Here is a 19728-nt window from a genome sequence, read left to right as displayed (position 1 = left end):
AAGTTGATGGAACGATTCAAAAGTAGGAGTCTGCCCGGTGCCGGTATTGTACAAGTGCGACATTCGGCGGGTTGTGAAGCAGGAATGAGCAACCGGTTAATCCAGCCCCGGTCGCCGGAAATGCCGGGCTTCCGGGAAGGCGGTTTCCATTTGCTGCCGGATGCGATCCAGCAGAATCAGCATGTCCAGCACATCATCGGTTTTTTCGGGATAATTTTCCAGCAGTGTATGCCAGGCCTTCAGCGAATAGTCGATGCTGACCAGCACCAGTTTCGCTTTTCCGTTGAAATAGGCCCTCAGAACCGCATCCGGCGTCATCCCGTTGTTGATTTGCAAAGCCGAGACCACTTTAACCGGAATCAGCGTCCGGTACCATTTGAGGGTCTCCCAGGCGTCTTTCAGCGTTTTCAGCAACGCCGTTGCTTCGACCTCCGTCCGCAACCCCAGATTCGTTTCAAAGGCCTGTTGGTGACCGGCCTGTTCGAGCAGATCTTTTTCCTGTTTCAGCCATTTGGCCGTCTGGCGCAGGTACTCGTCACACAAGACCGTCAGCGGATTCCGAACCGATCCTTCCGTTTGGAATGTAACGGCTTTGGTTTCCTGTTCAACGGCCCGGTGTTCGGGCAAAAGCCGCTGCTGACGGGCCTTGTCAACGTAGGATTTAGTTAGTTCCAGCGTTTCCATGAGCCGTTTCACCAGCGTTTCCGCGTCCATGTTCGGCTGCTTCAGTCCGTCGGGATATTGTAACGCAAAGTTTTGACACCGTTTCGTGAACGGGCAACGTTCACACCACGAATCGCAATAGTTGTAAATGCCCGGTATTAGCGCCACTTCCTCTTCCATAAATAATAAATCGTTACGGTGGGTTTATAAACTTATAAAGATTAGTATAATAGGCTACTAAGATAAATTTGTTTGTGAATATAGTTTTCATGCCATAAAAAGCCAATAGTTTTCTTAAAATAAAGATGATTATTCCGCTTATTTGCTTTTGCATAACTAATTGTTTTGACTGAAAATGTGTCCTGAATGTTGTTAAAATAGTATTTTGACTACTATTGGCTTTTATTCAACGAATTCATTCCCAGCCCTATTCCAGCGTTATCGCCCGGATGCGCTATTTTTGGCAATTCCACGTCCTCTTTCTATGAAATACAGTATCCTTCTTCTCCTTTTGGTTACCTGGTCGGCGGTGGCCCAAACGCCCGAAACCGCCCCCCTCGACTCGCTGACGGAGCGTTCCAAGCGGTATTTGAATGCCCAGCAACCCGACTCGCTGTATGCCCTGATGGGGGAAGCGTTTCACGTCCAGATTTCGGCTGCCCAGTTTACCCAGATTTCGCAGGGGTTGAAAGCGCAACTGGGCCGGTGGCAATCTGCGGAGCGAAGAAGCGTTAAAGATGGCGTTGCGCGGTACAAAGCGGTTTTCGACAACGGTTTAATCGACTTCTACATCAGCCGGGATAAAGCCGGTAAAATTTATACCTTCCTTTTCAAGCCCTACGAAGCCGATGTGGCCGATAAAACCGCGCCGGTTTTAACCAGCAATCCGTTGCGGACGGCTTTTGATAAGCAGGTCGATGCGGTGGCCCAGGCGTATATCAAAAAACAAAATACCGTCGGCCTGAGCCTTGGCATTCTGCGAAACGACAGCCTGTTTACCTACGGCTATGGCGAAACCGCCAAAGGCAACGGTCGTATTCCGGATGCTAACACGCTTTTTGAAATTGGGTCGATCAGCAAGACCTTCACCGCGACGCTTCTGGCTGATGCCGTTCAGCGTGGACTGGTCAAACTCGACGATCCTGTGAATAAATATTTGCCCGACTCGATTCCGGCTTTGAAGAAAGATGGGGTTCCGGTGACGCTCAAAACCCTGTCTAACCACACCTCCGGTTTGCCCCGGCTGCCGACCAACCTCTTTTCGACGGCTACGGATGTGACCAACCCCTACAAACATTACGACCGGAAATTACTGTATACGTATCTCAAAACCGCTGCCTTATTGCGTCAGCCGGGCAAAGAATACGACTATTCCAATCTGGCCGTCGGGCTGCTGGGCACGATTCTGGAAACGGTGAACAAGAAATCGTACGAAGCGTTGATTCAGGAGCGGATTGCCAAACCGTTGGGCATGGCGCATACCGTGATTACGTTGAGCGAGGACGATAAAAAAGTATTCGCGCAGGGTTATGATGGGAAAGGAAACCCGGCTTCATCCTGGGAGTTTCAGGCACTGGTGGGCGCAGGCGGCATTCGCTCGTCGGTTAACGACTTGTTTCAATTCGTAAAAGCGGAGTTGGGAGAAGGCCCCAAAAAGATCGCGGAAGCGATGAAAAAAACGCAGGAAACGACCTTTGTAAACGGAACCACGACCCTCGGTTTGGGCTGGCACCGGCGAACCGAAACGCCCCGCCCCTGGTTCTGGCACCAGGGCGGAACGGGCGGTTTTGTCACGTACGTCGCCTTCAATCCGTCGCGCCAAACCGCCGTTATTCTGTTGACCAACAGCCAGACACCCATCGAAGAACTAACCGCCGGATTTCTCAACCTTGCTGAACAAAACACCAAATGAGCGTCGAAACCATTAGTATCTTAGGCTGTGGCTGGCTGGGCTTTCCACTGGCCGAGTCGTTTCTGAATGAGGGCTACATCGTGAAAGGCAGTACGACGTCCAAAGACAAACTGCCGGGTTTCTGGAAAGTGGGGATCAAACCCTACGAATTACATTTCAATCCAGAACCGGCGGGCGACGATCTGGCTGATTTTCTGGATACAGACGTTTTGATTATCAACATTCCACCCAAAGCTGGCAAACTGGGCGATGGGTTTCATCCGCAGCAGATTCAGGCGGTGGTCAATGCCTTGCGCCAGTCGGGAGCGAAACTACCGTATGCAATCTATGTAAGTTCGACCTCCGTTTACCCGGATCTGAACCGTGACGTGGTTGAGGACGATGTTGTAACGCCCGATCAGGCCGCGGCTCCGGCTTTCGTCGAAGCCGAGCAACTCATTCTAGGATTGGGCAACTCAACGGTTTTGCGATTTGGCGGGTTGTTGGGTTACAACCGCATTCCGGGGCGTTATGTGGCCGGGAAAAAAGACCTGACAACGGGTTCGGTTCCCGTCAATTACATTCACCGAGACGATGGCATTGGCGTGATCCGGGCGTTGATTAACCATCCGCAGCCGGGCCAAACCTTCAGCGTCGTATCGCCCGAACACCCGACGCGCGAAGCGGTATACCGGAAAAACTGCGACGATTTTGGCTACGAGACCCCGACCTTTGCAGAACCGTCGGAACCGGAACCGTTTAAAATCATCAGCCCGGAAAAGTTGATCAAGACGATGGGATATTCTTTTCAATATCCTGATCCGCTGGCGTTTTATTACGCCCTTTAAATAAACATAAGTTTGCTTTCTGCCCCTAAATCCCCTAAAGGGGACTTTTAGCATCTTGGTTAAGCGGTGTCCAAGTCCCCTTTAGGGGATTTAGGGGCAGAATCTTAAAATTTCCATTTTAACCGCACCGACGCATTCCGGCCCGGATCATCGGCGTAATACCGAAACCGGTTCAGGTAATCGCGGTACACGGTATTGAACAGATTCGTCACGGTGAAGCCCACATCAATCTGATGATGGGCCGACACCGGGAGCGCAAAACCGGCGGTCAAATTCCAGAGCGAATAGGCGGGGGGCGGAGGCAGAAAATCACTGTTGATAGGAACGCGGTTTTGCCGCGCGACCCACAGATTCCCGACGCCCACAAACACCTCCTGCAATTTGTTCCACTTGCCTACTTCGTAACGCAGACCGTTTTCCCAACGGTTAGGCGGTGTCATCACAATCGGTTGATCGAGCACCAAATCCTGCACATACAGCAACGACAATTTAGAGGTTCCGCTCAGTTTAGGCAACAAAATCGCCTGAACGCTGGCGTCCAGCCCGGCATAAAGCGCGTCGGTTTGGGTATATTTAAAGGATGGAAATGCGCCCCGAATGGTCAGAATCGGTTCTGCCTGCGGTTTCAGATAAATATAATTCCGAATGGTATTGTAGAAAAAACCGACCTCGGCCTGTACTTTTTTGCCGGTGTATTCCGTACTGAGATTCAGGTTGTAGGCTACCTCGGGCTGGAGTGTACGGTCGCCCAGTTCGTAAGCGGCTGCGCCGTGGTGGACCCCGTCGCTGAACAATTCGCTGACATTGGGCGCGCGCCAGGAGCTTCCGGCGTTGAAACGGGTGGTCCACTGGTCGGACAGGGAATACGTCGCCCCCAGCGTTCCCGAAAAATTCTGAAACACAAATAGCGGTTTTTCCAGCACCTGTCTTTCATACCGGAATACCTGCATGTGCCGGTAATCGTAACGCAGCCCGGCTTCGTACTCCCAGCGGTTGACTTTCAGTTTCTCAATCCAGAAAAGCCCGGCGTTGTAAGTCCGGAAGTTCGGAATCAGCGGCCGCCCGTTCATGATGTTGTACTGGTAAAAACCGCTGACACCCAGGCTCCCCGTCAGTTTATTGGCAACGGGTTTGTGTTCAAAAACGAGATCGCCGGTGTAGGTCGTGAGCCGGAACCGAAGTTCGGGGCGGTTCAAAGCCGCCAGAGAATCGTTTCTGGGGCGGTGGAGGTCATATTCCATCCGGTCGTCGAACTGCCGGGCCAGCGTCAGGCTCAGTTCACCACCAGAAGCCGGTTTCCAGGCGTTTCGCCATTTCAGTAAATCATGCGCAATCTGCTGATTCGGTCGGCGAATGGCGTAGCTGAAGCCGGATTTGATCAGCGGTTCACCATTGTCCAAAACCGTTTGCAAGTCGGTCAGGCTGCCGATGTGTGAACCGGAAAAGATACCCAGTTTGGTGGAAAACCGGCTGTAATACAGTTCGGACCGAAACCGGGTGGAGCGGTATCCCAGCGAAGCGGAGAAGTTTTGCTCCGAAATGCCGGTATTATCCAGAAAGTAATTCGGGGTACGAACGTTGCCACCCCGTTTCAGCGTCCCCTGCACCCGCCAGCCGAACCCTTTTCCAAAACCGCCCTCGGTTTGCAACGATGCGACGCCTTGCCGCCCGTTGGTAAAACCCACCAGATTCAGTTCGCCGTGAACGGTTCTGACGGTGGGCAAAGGCGCCGGTTCGACCAGAATGACACCCCCGATGGCATCGGAGCCAAACCGTACGCCCGCAGCTCCCTTGATCACGGTCAGGCGATTGGCCACAAACGGATCGATTTCCGGCGCGTGTTCCGAGCCCCATTGCTGTCCTTCCTGCCGGATGCCGTTGTTCAGGATCAAAACGCGGTTGCTGTGCATGCCGTGAATAACCGGTTTCGTGATCGACGAACCGGTTTGGAGGGTGGTCACGCCCGTCATGGTGCGGAGGGCGTCGCCCAGCGATTGCCCGCGGGTCTGGTCGAGCGCCTTGCCTTCCAGTTGCGAGATGGTCTGGCTGGTGAGGGCGTTGGCGCGTTGTGCGGTTACGTTGACATCCTGCAAGTGAATATCGTCTTCCTTCAGCAGCACATTTTGCTCCGAGGTGTGGACCAGTACAACCGATTGGGTGACTTCCTGATAACCCAGAATGCGGCTGACCAGCGTATAGGTTCCCTGGCACAAAGGTTCGATCCGGTAATGTCCGCTGGCATCGGTAACGGTTCCCTTCTGCAATTCTTTAATAAAAACGGCCGCACCGGGAATAGGCTGGCGGCTTTCGCGGTCAAGCACAACGCCTTTGATAAAACAATCGCAGGGATCCTGTGCGAAAGTGGGGCGTAAAATGCACACCCACAGAAACGTAAGTGTCAGGCGAAAGTATCTATACTGGTTTTGATTCACTTTCAGATAGTTACAAATTATTGCAAGTTACAAAATTACATTTTTTGCAACGCAGTTGCAATATGCAGCCAGGTTAATTCCACGGTTGCTGCTTCAAATGAAATGCTGAGAAAGTGGGCAAAAACCTTGTTTGTAAGTTTTGTTTAACTATTTTTGGGAAAGATTAAACAAAGTGTGGTGTGCGATTCCACACACTGTGGTATTTTTTCTACAGTTTGTTCTTTGACATCGTTTGGCATGGTTACCCGCTTGCTCGTTTCAGTATATGTAAAATACTGATAATCATCCAGTTAAACTGGAAGAGTGCTAGTCAGTCAAAAAAAAGTAAGATTTGGTTACATTGTTGTCTACTGAATATACAGAATTGATTCAACAAAAAACGACTTATAGATCATGACAGCACTTGAATTTACCTACAACATCGGCAAAGTTTCAAAGTCGCTGAAGCCATTTGCTCTGCGTTTGACGAAGGATGTTGAAGATGCAAACGACTTATTGCAGGACACTTTATTGAAGGCTTTTACGAACCGCGATAAATATACGGATGGTACAAACCTGAAAGCGTGGTTGTATACCATCATGAAAAATACTTTTATCACCAACTACCAGAGAATGGTGCGGAAAAATACGTTCATCGATACGACGGACAATCTGCACTACATCAATTCGATGGAAAGTAGTACCGACAATACCGCGTATTCGTCTTTTGCACAGGACGACATCAACCGGGCCGTCAATGCACTGGATGATACCTACCGGACACCGTTTATGATGCATTTCCGGGGTTTTAAATACCACGAAATTGCAGCCCGTCTGGATATTCCCATCGGAACCGTTAAAAACCGCATCCACATCGCTCGTAAAGAGCTGAAAGATAAATTGAAAGTTTACGCGTATCAGGCGTAAAAGAGAGGAAAGAGGATAGACAAGAGAGTAGAGACGAAAAGGATCAAGTAAACAGAACAGGTCTATACTCTCTTGTCTATCTTCTAACATCTCAAAAGAAATTTGATTGAGTAGTTTTTGGTTAAAAAAGAGGAAGGTTCCGAAAAGTTAGATGGTTTCCGTCTAACTTTTTTGGTTAGAGCGAGAGACGGATTTTTCAATCCGTCTTTTTTGCGTTTATTACCCCCGCCCGGTCTTTAGTAGATAGGTTGGGAGCTAAACTTTTAGACATGTCAAAACGCGTCATTGTGATAGGAGCCGGTTTTGCCGGTTTGTCGGCGGCTACGAGTCTGGCCGATAAGGGGTTTGAAGTTACGATTCTGGAAAAAAACAGCCAGGCGGGTGGTCGCGCCCGCATGTTTGAGCAAGACGGTTTTGTGTTCGACATGGGGCCGAGCTGGTATTGGATGCCCGACGTGTTTGAAACGTATTTTGGTCGTTTCGGTAAAAAACCGTCGGATTATTACAAGCTCGTGCGACTCGATCCGTCGTATACCGTCGTTTTCGGTACCAATGATGCCGTCGATCTGCCCGCAGGTGTCGAAAACATTCAGGCGGTTTTTGAACAGATGGAACCGGGTGCGAGTCGGCGGTTGCTCGAATTTCTGGAGCAGGCGGCTTATAAGTACGATGTCGGAATCAATCAGTTTGTCTGGAAACCGAGTCGGCGGGTGTCGGAATTCATGAGTCTGAAGTTGCTGCAGGATGTGATGCGGCTGGACGTGTTTCAATCGTTTTCGAGCCATATTCGTAAATATTTCACGAACGAGCGGCTTTTGCAGTTGATGGAATTCCCGATTTTGTTTTTGGGCGCAACGCCGGCCAACACGCCCGCGATGTATAGCCTGATGAACTATGCCGAAATTTCGATGGGAACCTGGTATCCGATGGGTGGTATGCACGAAATCGTGAAGGCGATGGTGAAACTGGCCGAGGAGAAGGGCGTAAAGATTTTATTGAACCATCCGGTTAAACAAATTGGTGTAACAAATGGTATTGCCAACAAAGTCGAAACGTATCAGGGAACTTTTGAGGCCGATGTGGTGGTGGCCGGGGCAGATTATGAGCATGTGGATAGCAAATTGCTGACGCCCGACTACCGAAATTACGATGACCGGTACTGGAAAAGCCGGGTGATGGCCCCATCGTCGTTGCTGTTTTACCTGGGCGTTGACCGGCGGGTGCCGCGTTTGCAGCACCACAACCTGTTTTTCGATGAAGATTTCGGGTTACACGCCCACGAAATTTACGAAAAACCGCAGTGGCCCACGAAACCGCTGTTTTATGTTTCGGCCCCGTCGAAAACCGACCCGGGTGTGGCACCGGCGGGCATGGAAAATCTGTTCATCCTGATTCCGGTGGCTCCGGACCTGAACGACCCCGAAGAAACGCGGGAATATTATTACAACCTGGTGATGGATCGGCTGGAAGCGTACGTGGGTGAAACCATTCGGGATCACGTCGTTTTCAAACGCAGCTACGCCCACAGCAATTTCATCGCCGACTACAATGCCTTCCGGGGCAATGCCTACGGACTGGCGAACACGCTGAGGCAAACGGCTATTTTGAAGCCGGGATTGAAGAGTAAACGCGTTAACAACCTGTTTTACACGGGCCAATTGACCGTTCCGGGGCCGGGCGTCCCGCCTTCGCTGATTTCCGGATTGGTGGTGGCGGACGAGGTCACCAAAGAATTTGGGCAGCGAGCTTGACTTAAAAAAATACGAACGACTAGCTGTTCCTGCGTCTGTCAGAAAAGGTACAGCCCACCAACGAACCCTTATGATCGAGTTATTCAACCGAACCGCGTTAGAGTGCAGCAAGCTGATCACCGAACATTACAGCACCTCATTCACGTTGGGAATTAAAACCCTGGACCGCAAATTCCATTTTCCGATTTATGCCGTCTACGGTTTTGTCCGGTATGCTGACGAAATTGTGGACACGTTTTACAACTACGACCAAAAGTATTTACTGGAAAAATTCAAGAAAGATACCTACGAAGCCATTGCCGACGGCATCAGCCTGAATCCCATTCTACATTCGTTTCAGTGGGTTGTCAGGGAATATAGCATTGACCGGGAGTTGATCGATGCGTTTCTGAAAAGCATGGAAATGGATCTGTATGTTAACAAGTACACCGACAACAGCTACCAGGAATACATTTATGGCTCGGCCGAAGTGGTGGGGTTGATGTGTTTGCGGGTGTTTTGCGAAGGTGACCTGGCGATGTTCGACCGATTGAAAGAACCCGCCCGCAAGCTGGGGGCGGCTTTTCAGAAGGTCAATTTCCTGCGCGACCTGAAAGACGATTACATCGACCGGGGACGGGTCTATTTCCCGGGCGTCAATTTCAGCGAGTTTACGAAAGATGCCAAACGGCTCATCGAAAAGGACATTCAGCAGGATTTTGACGAAGCCTATGCTGGTATTCTGAACCTCCCGCGCGGGGCCCGGATGGGCGTCCACCTGGCGTATACGTATTACCAGACCCTGTTCAACAAAATCAAGCAAATACCCGCTTCCCGGATTCAGGAGGAGCGCATCCGGGTGCCGGACATGAAGAAAATCGCGCTCCTGGCCCAGACCTACGTGCGGTTTCGGTGGAGCGGGCAGTGAAAAACGGCCCGATGCAGGGCATCGAGCCGTTTTTGTACCCTAGACACTAGTTATTCCGGGCCAAAACCACCCGTTTTGATTTGGTTTTGATATCAAACAGTTGCGTCACCCGTTTGCTGCCCGAGCGCACTTCAAAGCCATACGTCCCATCCTGTAAGGTAGAAAGATCAAATAACGTTACCCGGAGCGCGTGATGCGAATACGTATTGGCAAATAAAATTTGCCGGTCGTTGCTGAGAATAAACACGCTGACGGCGTCGTGAAGAAGCTGGAACGGCTGAGTCACTTCAATCCGGAACTTCAGATTACTCACTTCCCGAAACGCCAACTGCAAGACCGGATCCTCCTTCGCCGTCCGGGGCAGATCTTCCAGCGTTTGGGCCTGCACCGAATACAGGGAAAAACCGCCCGCCAATGCCAGCATCAATAAGGCCTTTTTCAGATTCATGCGCTTGTAAATTTTCCTTTTCATGGTTGTATTATGTTTTGATAAATGGACAAAGTACAATTCAATAATTTGGAAATTGCTTCTGTTGCATTCATAATATTTCGATAATAAATTTATAACTTATTTGTATACAATGTGTTGCCGTCAAATAGGGATTGAAAAAGTTGTTTTTATAATGATCGTTTGTATCGGAATTGTTCAACAAAAACCGGTTTTTTACAAGTAGTCCCCTGAATAGTGAAATGAGATTTTAACCGTATCTTTGCAGAGTAACGGTTTACGGTATTCGGTTTACGGTTTACGGTGGCTGATACACGATTAGGACGCGTCAGCCACCGCAAACCGTAAACTGTAAACTGAAAACCATAAATCTTACCACAACATAGCTTCATGGTTTCTGAAACGGCTGAAAAGACGGTATCCGCTGCGGTGCTGGCCAACTACGAGCTGGTAATTGGTCTGGAAGTTCACTGCCAGCTCCTGACGGCGACGAAAATCTTTGCCGCCGATTCCAATCAGTTTGGCAGCGACCCCAATACCAACATCAGCGTCATTACGCTGGGGCATCCGGGTACCCTGCCCAAACTCAACCGCAAAGCCGTCGAATTGGCGGTTCGGATGGGATTGGCCTGTCAGTCGGCGATTACGTCCTACAATCTTTTTGCCCGGAAAAACTACTTCTACCCCGACCTGCCGAAAGGCTACCAGCTATCGCAGGACAAAACGCCGATTTGCGTAGGGGGCGGAGTGCCGGTTAAATTCAAGGATGCCGACGGACAGGTGGTTGAAAAGACGGTTTTTCTGCATCATATTCATTTAGAGGAAGATGCCGGTAAATCGATTCACGACGGCGACTGGCATACCGTCCTGGATTATAACCGCGCCGGAACGCCCCTGATCGAGATGGTGACCGACCCCGTGATTCGCAGTGCGGAAGAAGCGGCTGCCTACCTGACGGAAGTCCGACGGCTCGTGCGGTATTTGGACATTTGCGACGGCAACATGGAAGAAGGCTCGCTGCGCTGCGACGTCAACGTTTCGGTGAGGTTGTGGGGCGAGGAGGAGTTCGGTACGAAAGTCGAGATCAAAAACATGAACTCCATCCGCAACGTCCAGCGGGCCATTGAGTCCGAGTTACGGCGGCAGGTGGAAACGATCGAAACCGGCGGCACCATCGTTCAGGAAACCCGCATGTTCGACGCCACAACCGGCCTGACCCACGGCATGCGGATGAAAGAAACCATGAACGATTACCGGTATTTTCCGGACCCGGATTTGAGTCCGGTGCTGGTATCGGACGAATGGCTGGCCGAAATCCGCGCCAACATGCCTGCTTTGCCGAAAGAACGTCATGATAAGTTGCTGAATCACTACGGTTTACCGGAATACGATGCGGCCCTGTTGGCCGACGTAAAAGAACTGGCGGATTATTTTGAAGCCGTAAGTCAGTTAACGACGAATTATAAGGCGGTTTCCAACTGGATTATGGGGCCGGTGAAAGCCCAGTTGTCCGAAAAATCGCTGCGGGATGGCCAGTTTCCGCTTTCGGCCGAAAAACTGGCGGAATTGATTACGTTAGTGGATTCAGGAAAAGTCAGTTTCTCGACCGCCAGTCAGCGGATTTTCCCGGTGTTGATCGAACACCCGGAGAAATCGCCGGAACAAGTGGCGCAGGAGCAGAATTTAGTGCAAAACAGCAATACCGATACGTTGCAAGCGTTGGTAGATGAGGTGCTGACAGCCTGGCCCGATAAAGTCAAAGAATACAAAAAGGGTAAGAAAGGGTTGCTGGGCTTGTTTGTGGGTGAGGTGATGAAAAAGTCGAAAGGCAGCGCGGACCCCAAACTGACCAATGAGTTGCTTCAAAAATCGTTGTCTTCTCCGTTATAACGTACAGGTAAAATGAAAAAAAATCGGATCGGATTCGTCATTTTAGTCGGTTTAGCCCTGCCACTAGCGGCTTTTGCCCAGACTGCCGGGAAAGAATTTACGGTAACGGGCACCGTTCAGAATGCCAAACCGGGCAGCAAAGCCTATTTGGAAACGAACGAAAAAGTATCGAAGCGGATTGACTCCACCCTGATCGACCCCAGCGGGAGTTTTTCGCTGAAAGGCAACGAAACGAATGGCGGGAGTTTTTACAAGCTGAACCTGGCCAATGAGCAATTCACGAGTCTGCTGGTGGAAGGAGGAGAAAACCTGACCGTAACGGCCGATCTGAAAAACAAAGACAAGCTTCTGGTGAAAGGCTCGGTCAACATGGATTTTTATCCCAAAATCGTGGCCATCGATGCCATGATGCTGAAAAAATCCAAAGAGTGGCAGAAGCAGGCTGCTGCGGCTGCTGAAAAAAACGACCTTAAAAAAGGCGAAGCGATTGATAGGGAAGTGATGGCGACCAACAAACAGGTCATCGATACCATCAAGGCGCTGATTCCGCAAATGGGAACGTCCAGTGTGGCCATGATTGCACTCAAATACCTGGACCCGAAAGAGCATTTCCCCCTGTATGAAGCGCTGGCGGACCAGATGCAAAAAGCCAATCTGACCGGCAAACAGGCCAAGGCCTTTATCAACTTCGTAACGATGGCCAAGAGCGAAATGGCCACCCAGGCCACGCAGGTTGCCGTGGTTGAGGGAGCACTGGCCCCGGACATCACTCTGGAAGATACAAAAGGTCAGGTGGTGAGCCTATCCTCGTTGCGCGGGAAGTATGTGTTGATCGATTTCTGGGCGTCGTGGTGCGGACCCTGTCGTCAGGAAAACCCGAACGTAGTCCGGATGTACAATAAATACAAGGAGAAGGGCTTCGAAATTTACAGCATTTCGCTCGACGACAACAAGAACGCCTGGTTGAAAGCCATCGAAGCCGACGGCATGGTCTGGACCAATGTTCTGGGCAAGAAAAATGGCAGTTCGGCGGTTGCTCAGCAGTATTCGATTCAGGTCATCCCGACTACTTTCTTACTGGATAAAGAAGGAAAAATCATCGCCAAAAACCTGCGGGGCGAAGCACTGGTGCAAAAGCTGGGAAGTATCCTGGATAAATAACGGACGGTTTACGGTTTACAGTTTTCGGTGGCTGACGAACGCACAGGTAAGAATGCGTCAGCCACCGAAAACTGTAAACCGTAAACCGTAAACTCATTAATTATGAAGATTGCGATCGTCGGTTGCGGCAACATGGGCATGGCTTTTGCCAAGTCGTTTTTGCAGTATGATCTGGTAAAAAAAGAAGATTTGCTGCTCGTCGAGAAAAGCGCAGAACGTTCCGAAGCCTTAAAAGCGGAGAAAGCCGGCGTGGTGGTCGATACCATCAGTTCGCGGGTTTCTGAGGTCGATCTGATTATTTTGTCCGTCAAGCCCCAGGATTTCAACAGTTTACAGGAAGCCCTCCGGGAAACCATCCGGCCCCAACAGGTCGTGCTGTCGATCATGGCGGGCATTCCCATTGCCACCATTCAGGAGAAACTGAACCACCGGCTGGTGATCCGCGCTATGCCCAACACGCCCGCGATGCTGGGCATGGGCATTACCGGTTTTACGGCGGCCAAAGAAGTAGATCTGAGCAATCTGCGGAAAGTCGAAAACCTGATCAATGCTACTGGACGGTCCATTTTTCTGGAAGATGAAGCCTTGCTGGACGCCGTTACGGCCCTGAGTGGCAGCGGCCCGGCGTATTTTTACTACCTCGTAAAAGCCATGATTGAAGCTGGCAAGCAAATGGGCTTCGATGATTCAGTGGCTTCGCTGCTGGTGAAACAAACCATGCTGGGAGCTTTCCATTTGATCAATACCGCTGACAAATCCCTGGACGAGTTGATCAAAGCCGTTGCCTCCAAAGGCGGCACGACGGAAGCGGCTCTGAAACGGTTTGAAGAAGGCGGTTTATCGGATACGCTGATTGCGGGCATCAAAGCCGCCCAGTTCCGGGCCACGGAATTGAGCAAACCCTGACAGCGGCCAGCGGCCCTGTCAGCGGTTTGTAATTGACGGGGATTTAAACCGCTGACAGGGCCGCTGGCCGCTGTCAGGGTTAAATCCCGGTATAACTATACGGCGTAATCGCCCGTAATTCTGTTTTCACATTTTCCGCCACATTCAGTCCGTCGATAAACCGGCCGATGGTATCCGCCGTGATTTTCTCATTCGTGCGGGTTAAGTCCTTCAGGGCTTCATACGGTTTGGGATAGCCCTCGCGCCGGAGAATGGTTTGGATGCCTTCGGCCACCACAGCCCAGTTCTCTTCCAGATCGGCGTGAATGGCAGCTTCGTTCAGTTGCAGTTTTCCCAGGCCTTTCAACAACGATTTCAAGGCAATCAGCGAATGCGCGAACGGAACGCCGAGATTCCGCAAAACCGTCGAGTCGGTCAGGTCGCGTTGCAGGCGGGAAATCGGCAACTTGGCCGAGAGGTGTTCAAAAACCGCATTGGCAATCCCCAGATTTCCTTCCGAATTTTCAAAATCGATTGGATTGACTTTGTGCGGCATCGCCGACGAGCCCACTTCCCCCGCTTTGATCTGCTGTTTGAAGTAGTTCATCGAAATGTACGCCCACATGTCGCGGTTCAGATCGATCAGAATCGTATTCAGTCGCTTGAAGGCGTCGAGCGTAGCCGCCAGCATGTCGTAATGCTCGATTTGGGTCGTGTGCTGACTGCGTTCCAGTCCCAGTTTTTCCACAAAATCATCGCCGAAACTTTTCCAGTCGATGTCCGGATAAGCGACACAATGCGCATTGAAATTGCCGGTAGCGCCCCCAAATTTAGCCGATACCGGAATGGTCGACAGCATGAAAAGCTGCTTCTCGATCCGTTCACAAAAAACCAGCAGTTCTTTTCCCAGCCGGGTCGGCGAGGCTGGCTGACCGTGGGTGCGAGCCAGCATCGGAATGCCTTTCCACATCTCCGCCAGCTCCTGCAATTTCATGAACACTTCCCGGTATTGCGGCTCGATTTCATTGGCCAATGCGTCGCTCAGCAGGAGGGGCGTGGCGGTATTGTTGATGTCCTGCGACGTCAGACCAAAGTGGATAAATTCCAGGTGGTCAGAAATATTCAGATCAGCGAGCTTTTCCTTGATGAAATACTCGACGGCTTTAACGTCGTGATTGGTTTCGCGTTCAATTTCTTTCACCCGCAGCGCATCCGCTTCCGAAAAATTCTCGTATAACGCCCGTAATTTTGGAAAAACCGCATGATCGATGCCTTTCAACTGGGGTAGCGGTAATTCGCAGAGTTCGATAAAGTACTCAATCTCAATCCGAATGCGGTAGCGGATCAGCCCCCATTCGGAAAAATACGGAGCCAGCGGTTCAATTTGACGGCGGTAACGGCCATCGAGGGGGGATACTGCGGTAAGCGCGGAAAGTTGCATAGGGAAAAAAGAAAACGCAAAGTTAACGGAACCACCCGAAACCACTCTCTACAATTATTAAAATTCCTGTATATTGGCGGCTTTATGACAGAACGAATATTTTATTGACTTAATAAGGCTTTTCGCCGTACCCCTAAACCCATCCTTTTTTGTATGCAGCTTTCTCCCTTCCTTGGTGAATTGGTTGGAACCATGATTTTGATTTTATTGGGCGACGGTGTGGTTGCCAACGTTGTCCTGAAAAAAACCAAGGGCGAATCATCCGGCTGGATTGTCATTACTACCGGTTGGGCTTTTGCCGTCACGATGGGCGTGTTCGTTGCCAAGGCATTCGGCAGCATCGACGGGCACCTGAATCCGGCCGTTACCGTGGCTTTCGCCGTGGCCACCGGTGATTTCAGCAAGATGGCGACCTATATCCCGGCGCAACTCATCGGCGCATTTTTAGGTGCGGTGCTGGTTTGGCTTCAGTATTTACCCCACTGGGCGGCCACGCCCGATCCGGGGGCCAAGCTGGCGGTTTTTTCCACCGATCCGGCCATCCGCCATCCTCTGGGGAATGTCATCAGTGAAACCATCGGCACGCTGGCGCTCATCATCGGCATTGCCGGGATTTCCGCCAAAGCCCTCGGCACCATCGCCATCGGTTTAGGCCCGTATTTGGTGGGCGTGCTGGTTTGGAGCATTGGCCTTTCGCTGGGCGGCACCACCGGCTACGCCATCAATCCCGCCCGCGACCTGGGACCCCGTATTGCGCACACCCTGTTACCCATTCCCGGCAAAGGGTCATCAGATTGGGGTTATGCCTGGGTGCCCATTGTGGGGCCGATTGTGGGAGCCATTCTGGGCGGTTTGCTGATTCGGTGGTACGCGTTGTAATCTGATCTCGACTTAAAGGCTAGCCCTTTTACCCTGCCGTTTGCCACTCTTTCCGTAGGGATAATTCATTTTGTAGGAAAAGTGCCCGCTCAGAGAGGAAAGTTCCATAGTGACAGTTTATTATGTATCTACAAAATGAATCATCCCTCCGGGATTGTTGGTATTCTGCGGACGCGGTTGCTACAAAATGAATATCCCTACGGGATTGTTTGATTTTCACATAGAGCCCCGGTTTTACCATCCTTCCCGTAGGGAGGGACCATTTTGTAGGAAACGTGTTTGCTAATTGGGGGATGAGTCCCGTAGGGATGGTTCATTTTGGGTGATATACTGAAGCAATTTATCGATGGCCGAATAAACCGCCGTCAACTCGTCATCGGTAATGCAATAGGGTGGCAGAATATACAGCACATTCCCCAGTGGCCGCATCAAAACGCCCTGTTCGAGCAGAAACTGATAAGCCACATCGCGGATATTGCTGAAATACGAGCTGGTTTGCCCTTCGTTATCCAGATCGAACGCCAGGATCGTTCCCCGCTGCCGGACGTTTTTGACGCCCGGTCTTTGGTTGAGTTGTTCCGCAAAAACCGCATGTCGTTGGCTGATTCGCTGAATGGATGCCTGGGTTTCGTCCGAAAGCAGGAGATCAAGACTGGCCAGAGCCGCCGTGCAGGCCAGCGGATTGGCCGTAAACGAGTGGCCGTGGAAAAGTGTTTTGTATTTATCTTCGGATTTGAAGGCTTCGTAAATTTCGTTCGTACAGGCCGTTACACCCAGTGCCATCGTTCCGCCGGTCAGCCCTTTTGATAAACTCATGAGGTCGGGTTGGTGGCTGAGGTGATGCGAAGCAAACAGTTTCCCCGTACGGCCAAAACCGGTCATCACTTCATCGGCAATAATCAGCACGCCGTGGCTGCGGGCCATTTCGATGAGCTGACTCAGAATTTCCGGTTTGTACATCACCATACCGCCCGCTCCCTGAATCAGCGGTTCAAAGATAAAAGCCGCCACATCGTCGTTCAGCAACGCTTGCAACTGATCCAAAGCCGCCTGCTCCTGTCCCGGAACGGGCGTAGGAATGTATTCAACATCGAATAAAAACGGCACGTATGGGGCCGTGAAGGCACTTCGTCCGCTAACGGCCATGGCTCCGAAGGTGTCGCCGTGGTAGGCGTCCTCCAGCGCAATGACCTTCCGACGCGGTTTTCCCACGTTGTGCCAGTATTGAAACGCCATTTTGAGCGCCACTTCCACCGCCGTCGAACCGTTATCCGAATAAAAAACCTTTTTCTGGTTCTTTGGTAAAATGGGTAACAACCGCTCGGCCAGTTCAACGGCGGGCTGGTGCGTAAAACCGGCAAAGATGACGTGTTCAAGCGTGTGAAGCTGGTTCGCTACTTTCTCCGCAATATACGGATGACTGTGTCCGTGCGTATTGACCCACCAGGACGAAACCGCATCGATGTATGTCGTTCCGTCTTCTGCGAACAACAGCGTGCCTTGGCCGCGAACAATGGGAATCGGCAACGGAGCGGTTTGCATCTGCGTAAACGGATGCCAGATAACGGCTTGGTCGCGTTCGGCTAAATTCTTTAACCCTGTCAGGTCTTCAGGACCTGACAGGGTTCTATCTTCATTCGTATAGACCTCCATCGTATTCTTTCAATTTTTGCTGCAAGTCAATCGCATACCGACTGACAAACCCATTCGTAACTTCCGTTTCCCACTCAATCCGCCCAAAACTTGTCAAGCCCGTGTAGTTCAAAATAAAATCTTCGGTTGCCGGAGTTTCGGGGCCGTTAAAGACGATTCCCAAAATGGGAATAGAGCGGTTTTGCAACGCTTCTACCGACAGGAGGGTGTGATTGATGCTGCCCAGATAATGTTTGGAAACCAGCAAAACCGGCAGATTCAATTGTTTCACCAAGTCGATTATTAAATCCTGGTCATTCAGTGGCACCATCAAACCGCCCGCCAGTTCAACCACCAGATGATTGGGTGTCTGAGGTAATTCAAAGGCTGCCAGCGAAATGTCAATTCCGTCAATAGCCGCAGCCGCGTGGGGTGATAACGGTTCCTGCAACCGGTAGGTTTCCGGATGAAACTGGCTAACGGGATTGGAAATCAGCCGCCGGACGGTTTCGCGATCCGAATCTTCGAGCGCGCCGGATTGTACCGGTTTCCAGTAATCAGCCTGCAACGCTTCCACGACAATGGCCGACACCACGGTTTTGCCAATTTCAGTGCCAATACCGGCCACGATCAGTTGTAACGGATTACGCATTCAAAGCTTTTTGTTAACAGGTTTGAGATAGGAAAACGGATTGAAAGGATGAAACCGGTAAAAAACGGATAAAATCCGCGCCAATCTGTCCCATCCGTTCAAGCCGTGTTCCTATCCACCAAAATATTTTAACGTCTGCACCAACGAATCGATTTCTGATTCCGAATTAAACGCATGGAGGCAGATCCGCAATCGTTCACGCCCCGCCGGAACCGTCGGACTCACGATGGGCCGGATGTCAAAACCGGCTTGCTGGAGTTGCGTGGCCACCGCCCGGCACGCGTCATTGCCCGGCACAATCAACCCTAAAATGGGACTTTCGACCGAAGTCCATTCCGTATGGGGCAGCCGTTCCTGAATTTGCTGCTGAAAATAAGTCCGCAAGACCTGCAATCGGTCAATCAGCGGCTGGTTTTGCGGCAAAAACCGGTAAACACTCTGAATTGCCAGCAAACTGTGCGGAGGCAAAGCCGTCGAATACACAAACGAGCGGGCAAAATTAATCAGAAAATCGCGCAATGCCGCCGATCCAACCACAGCCGCTCCATGAACGCCCAGCGCTTTGCCAAAGGTGTGAACCCGGGCAAAGACCCGGTTTTGCAAACCGAGTGCCTGCACCAACCCTGTCCCTCTTGCACCAAAAACACCCGTTGCGTGGGCTTCATCCACAATCAGTGCGGCTTCGTAGCGTTCGCACAAGTCAACGATTTCAAGTAAAGGAGCCAGATCGCCGTCCATGGAATACACCGATTCAATGGCGACGTAAACCGTGCCGGTGGCCCGTTTTAGCCGGTTTTCAAGATCCTCTAGGTCGTTGTGGCGAAATTTAAAACGATTGGCAACACTCAGTCGGGCGCCGTCGATCATGCTGGCGTGAATCAACTCGTCCGTCAGCAGGGTGTCGCCCCGTTGGGGCAAGCTGGCCAGCAGGCCAATGTTGGCATCATAACCGGAATTGAAAATCAGGGCGGCTTCGGCGTCGTGAAAGGCGGCAATTTCGGTTTCCAGCTCTTCGGCCAGGGCCGAATTTCCCGCCAGTAAGCGCGAACCGGTGGCCCCGTTCAACCCGGTCGGGTGGCTGGCAACGGCGCAGGCAATGGTGTCGCGCAAGACCACCGACCGCGCCAGCCCCAGGTAATCGTTGGAGCAAAAATCAAGTAAATTTTCGGGCTTTTTCAAACGACGGAGCAGCCCGGCCTCCCGACGTTTTTCCAGCAATTCCAGCACCGCAGTATCCGCTCTTATCACCTTATTCTCAGATTATTCACAAAGGTAATCAGGAAGCTGGTGATGAAAAACGATGTGGACAAATGGGATGAAATCAAGACTTATCCACACGGGA

16 protein-coding genes are annotated in these 19728 nt (G+C 51.2%); 9 read left to right on the top strand and 7 right to left on the bottom strand.

What is annotated here, in order from left to right:
* Positions 1 to 96 precede the first annotated feature (96 nt).
* Positions 97 to 843 (bottom strand): hypothetical protein, encoded by a 747-nt coding sequence (locus ACS5NO_RS18755; protein WP_439416568.1) that lies wholly within the window; start codon positions 841 to 843, stop codon positions 97 to 99.
* A gap of 304 nt (positions 844 to 1147) precedes the next feature.
* Here ACS5NO_RS18755 and ACS5NO_RS18750 point away from each other — a divergent pair, with 304 nt between their 5' ends.
* Positions 1148 to 2575 carry a serine hydrolase domain-containing protein gene (locus ACS5NO_RS18750; protein WP_439416567.1) on the top strand — a complete coding sequence of 476 codons (1428 nt, stop codon included), beginning with the start codon at positions 1148 to 1150 and terminating at the stop codon, positions 2573 to 2575.
* On the top strand, positions 2572 to 3402 hold the full coding sequence (locus ACS5NO_RS18745; protein ID WP_439416566.1) for a Rossmann-fold NAD(P)-binding domain-containing protein: 831 nt from the start codon (positions 2572 to 2574) through the stop codon (positions 3400 to 3402). The genes ACS5NO_RS18750 and ACS5NO_RS18745 overlap by 4 nt, the downstream gene beginning before the upstream one ends.
* A 104-nt stretch (positions 3403 to 3506) precedes the next feature.
* Here the strand turns inward: ACS5NO_RS18745 and ACS5NO_RS18740 are convergent, their stop codons facing one another.
* Positions 3507 to 5723: a TonB-dependent receptor gene (locus ACS5NO_RS18740; protein WP_439416565.1), complete on the bottom strand. Its 2217-nt coding sequence runs from the start codon at positions 5721 to 5723 to the stop codon at positions 3507 to 3509.
* 504 nt (positions 5724 to 6227) lie between these two features.
* Between ACS5NO_RS18740 and ACS5NO_RS18735 the strand changes: the two genes are divergently transcribed.
* From ACS5NO_RS18735 to ACS5NO_RS18725, 3 genes are all read left to right on the top strand, one after another.
* Positions 6228 to 6740, top strand: a complete 513-nt coding sequence (locus ACS5NO_RS18735; RefSeq protein ID WP_114407740.1) for an RNA polymerase sigma factor — start codon at positions 6228 to 6230, stop codon at positions 6738 to 6740.
* Between the two features lie 269 nt (positions 6741 to 7009).
* A complete protein-coding gene (crtID, locus tag ACS5NO_RS18730; RefSeq protein ID WP_439416564.1) occupies positions 7010 to 8491 on the top strand; it encodes a bifunctional phytoene desaturase/3,4-desaturase in 1482 nt (493 codons plus the stop codon).
* Between the two features lie 70 nt (positions 8492 to 8561).
* Complete coding sequence (locus ACS5NO_RS18725; protein WP_439416563.1) at positions 8562 to 9398, top strand: phytoene/squalene synthase family protein; 837 nt, start codon at positions 8562 to 8564, stop codon at positions 9396 to 9398.
* A 46-nt stretch (positions 9399 to 9444) separates the two neighbouring features.
* Here the strand turns inward: ACS5NO_RS18725 and ACS5NO_RS18720 are convergent, their stop codons facing one another.
* Complete coding sequence (locus ACS5NO_RS18720; RefSeq protein WP_439416562.1) at positions 9445 to 9870, bottom strand: hypothetical protein; 426 nt, start codon at positions 9868 to 9870, stop codon at positions 9445 to 9447.
* A 366-nt stretch (positions 9871 to 10236) separates the two neighbouring features.
* Here ACS5NO_RS18720 and gatB point away from each other — a divergent pair, with 366 nt between their 5' ends.
* The 3 genes from gatB to proC all read left to right on the top strand — a co-directional run bounded on the left by gatB (position 10237) and on the right by proC (position 13803).
* Positions 10237 to 11736 (top strand): Asp-tRNA(Asn)/Glu-tRNA(Gln) amidotransferase subunit GatB, encoded by a 1500-nt coding sequence (gatB, locus tag ACS5NO_RS18715; RefSeq protein WP_439416561.1) that lies wholly within the window; start codon positions 10237 to 10239, stop codon positions 11734 to 11736.
* Positions 11737 to 11748: 12 nt separating this feature from the next.
* The gene (locus ACS5NO_RS18710; protein ID WP_439416560.1) at positions 11749 to 12897 is read left to right on the top strand and encodes a redoxin domain-containing protein; all 1149 of its coding nucleotides are present in this window, start codon (positions 11749 to 11751) and stop codon (positions 12895 to 12897) included.
* A 102-nt stretch (positions 12898 to 12999) separates the two neighbouring features.
* A complete protein-coding gene (gene proC / locus ACS5NO_RS18705) occupies positions 13000 to 13803 on the top strand; it encodes a pyrroline-5-carboxylate reductase (RefSeq protein ID WP_421828131.1) in 804 nt (267 codons plus the stop codon).
* Positions 13804 to 13882: 79 nt separating this feature from the next.
* Here the strand turns inward: proC and purB are convergent, their stop codons facing one another.
* Positions 13883 to 15223 (bottom strand): adenylosuccinate lyase, encoded by a 1341-nt coding sequence (gene purB / locus ACS5NO_RS18700; protein ID WP_439416559.1) that lies wholly within the window; start codon positions 15221 to 15223, stop codon positions 13883 to 13885.
* A gap of 153 nt (positions 15224 to 15376) precedes the next feature.
* Between purB and ACS5NO_RS18695 the strand changes: the two genes are divergently transcribed.
* Positions 15377 to 16102, top strand: a complete 726-nt coding sequence (locus tag ACS5NO_RS18695) for an MIP/aquaporin family protein (RefSeq protein ID WP_138994836.1) — start codon at positions 15377 to 15379, stop codon at positions 16100 to 16102.
* A 282-nt stretch (positions 16103 to 16384) separates the two neighbouring features.
* On the opposite strand, the gene bioA is transcribed toward ACS5NO_RS18695, so the two are convergent.
* The 3 genes from bioA to ACS5NO_RS18680 all read right to left on the bottom strand — a co-directional run bounded on the left by bioA (position 16385) and on the right by ACS5NO_RS18680 (position 19634).
* Positions 16385 to 17755 carry an adenosylmethionine--8-amino-7-oxononanoate transaminase gene (gene bioA, locus ACS5NO_RS18690; protein ID WP_439416558.1) on the bottom strand — a complete coding sequence of 457 codons (1371 nt, stop codon included), beginning with the start codon at positions 17753 to 17755 and terminating at the stop codon, positions 16385 to 16387.
* Positions 17736 to 18386, bottom strand: a complete 651-nt coding sequence (bioD, locus tag ACS5NO_RS18685; protein ID WP_439416557.1) for a dethiobiotin synthase — start codon at positions 18384 to 18386, stop codon at positions 17736 to 17738. Before bioD ends, bioA begins: the two co-directional genes overlap by 20 nt.
* A gap of 111 nt (positions 18387 to 18497) precedes the next feature.
* Complete coding sequence (locus tag ACS5NO_RS18680) at positions 18498 to 19634, bottom strand: aminotransferase class I/II-fold pyridoxal phosphate-dependent enzyme (RefSeq protein ID WP_439416556.1); 1137 nt, start codon at positions 19632 to 19634, stop codon at positions 18498 to 18500.
* Positions 19635 to 19728: the final 94 nt, after the last annotated feature.

Source organism: Larkinella fluvii (assembly GCF_051857545.1).
GTDB lineage: Bacteria > Bacteroidota > Bacteroidia > Cytophagales > Spirosomataceae > Larkinella.
The sequence above is the reverse complement of the archived record's forward strand: the minus strand, read 5'-3'. Positions and strand labels throughout refer to the sequence as shown.

Excerpts from the sequence above, each read along its gene's own strand:
- ACS5NO_RS18735 (WP_114407740.1), top strand. The coding sequence starts at position 6,228 with ATGACAGCACTTGAATTTACCTACAACATCGGCAAAGTTTCAAAGTCG.
- bioD (WP_439416557.1), bottom strand. The coding sequence starts at position 18,386 with ATGCGTAATCCGTTACAACTGATCGTGGCCGGTATTGGCACTGAAATT.
- ACS5NO_RS18695 (WP_138994836.1), top strand. The coding sequence starts at position 15,377 with ATGCAGCTTTCTCCCTTCCTTGGTGAATTGGTTGGAACCATGATTTTG.
- ACS5NO_RS18720 (WP_439416562.1), bottom strand. The coding sequence starts at position 9,870 with ATGAAAAGGAAAATTTACAAGCGCATGAATCTGAAAAAGGCCTTATTG.
- ACS5NO_RS18725 (WP_439416563.1), top strand. The coding sequence starts at position 8,562 with ATGATCGAGTTATTCAACCGAACCGCGTTAGAGTGCAGCAAGCTGATC.
- gatB (WP_439416561.1), top strand. The coding sequence starts at position 10,237 with ATGGTTTCTGAAACGGCTGAAAAGACGGTATCCGCTGCGGTGCTGGCC.
- ACS5NO_RS18755 (WP_439416568.1), bottom strand. The coding sequence starts at position 843 with ATGGAAGAGGAAGTGGCGCTAATACCGGGCATTTACAACTATTGCGAT.
- ACS5NO_RS18750 (WP_439416567.1), top strand. The coding sequence starts at position 1,148 with ATGAAATACAGTATCCTTCTTCTCCTTTTGGTTACCTGGTCGGCGGTG.
- purB (WP_439416559.1), bottom strand. The coding sequence starts at position 15,223 with ATGCAACTTTCCGCGCTTACCGCAGTATCCCCCCTCGATGGCCGTTAC.
- crtID (WP_439416564.1), top strand. The coding sequence starts at position 7,010 with ATGTCAAAACGCGTCATTGTGATAGGAGCCGGTTTTGCCGGTTTGTCG.
- proC (WP_421828131.1), top strand. The coding sequence starts at position 13,000 with ATGAAGATTGCGATCGTCGGTTGCGGCAACATGGGCATGGCTTTTGCC.
- ACS5NO_RS18745 (WP_439416566.1), top strand. The coding sequence starts at position 2,572 with ATGAGCGTCGAAACCATTAGTATCTTAGGCTGTGGCTGGCTGGGCTTT.
- bioA (WP_439416558.1), bottom strand. The coding sequence starts at position 17,755 with ATGGAGGTCTATACGAATGAAGATAGAACCCTGTCAGGTCCTGAAGAC.
- ACS5NO_RS18710 (WP_439416560.1), top strand. The coding sequence starts at position 11,749 with ATGAAAAAAAATCGGATCGGATTCGTCATTTTAGTCGGTTTAGCCCTG.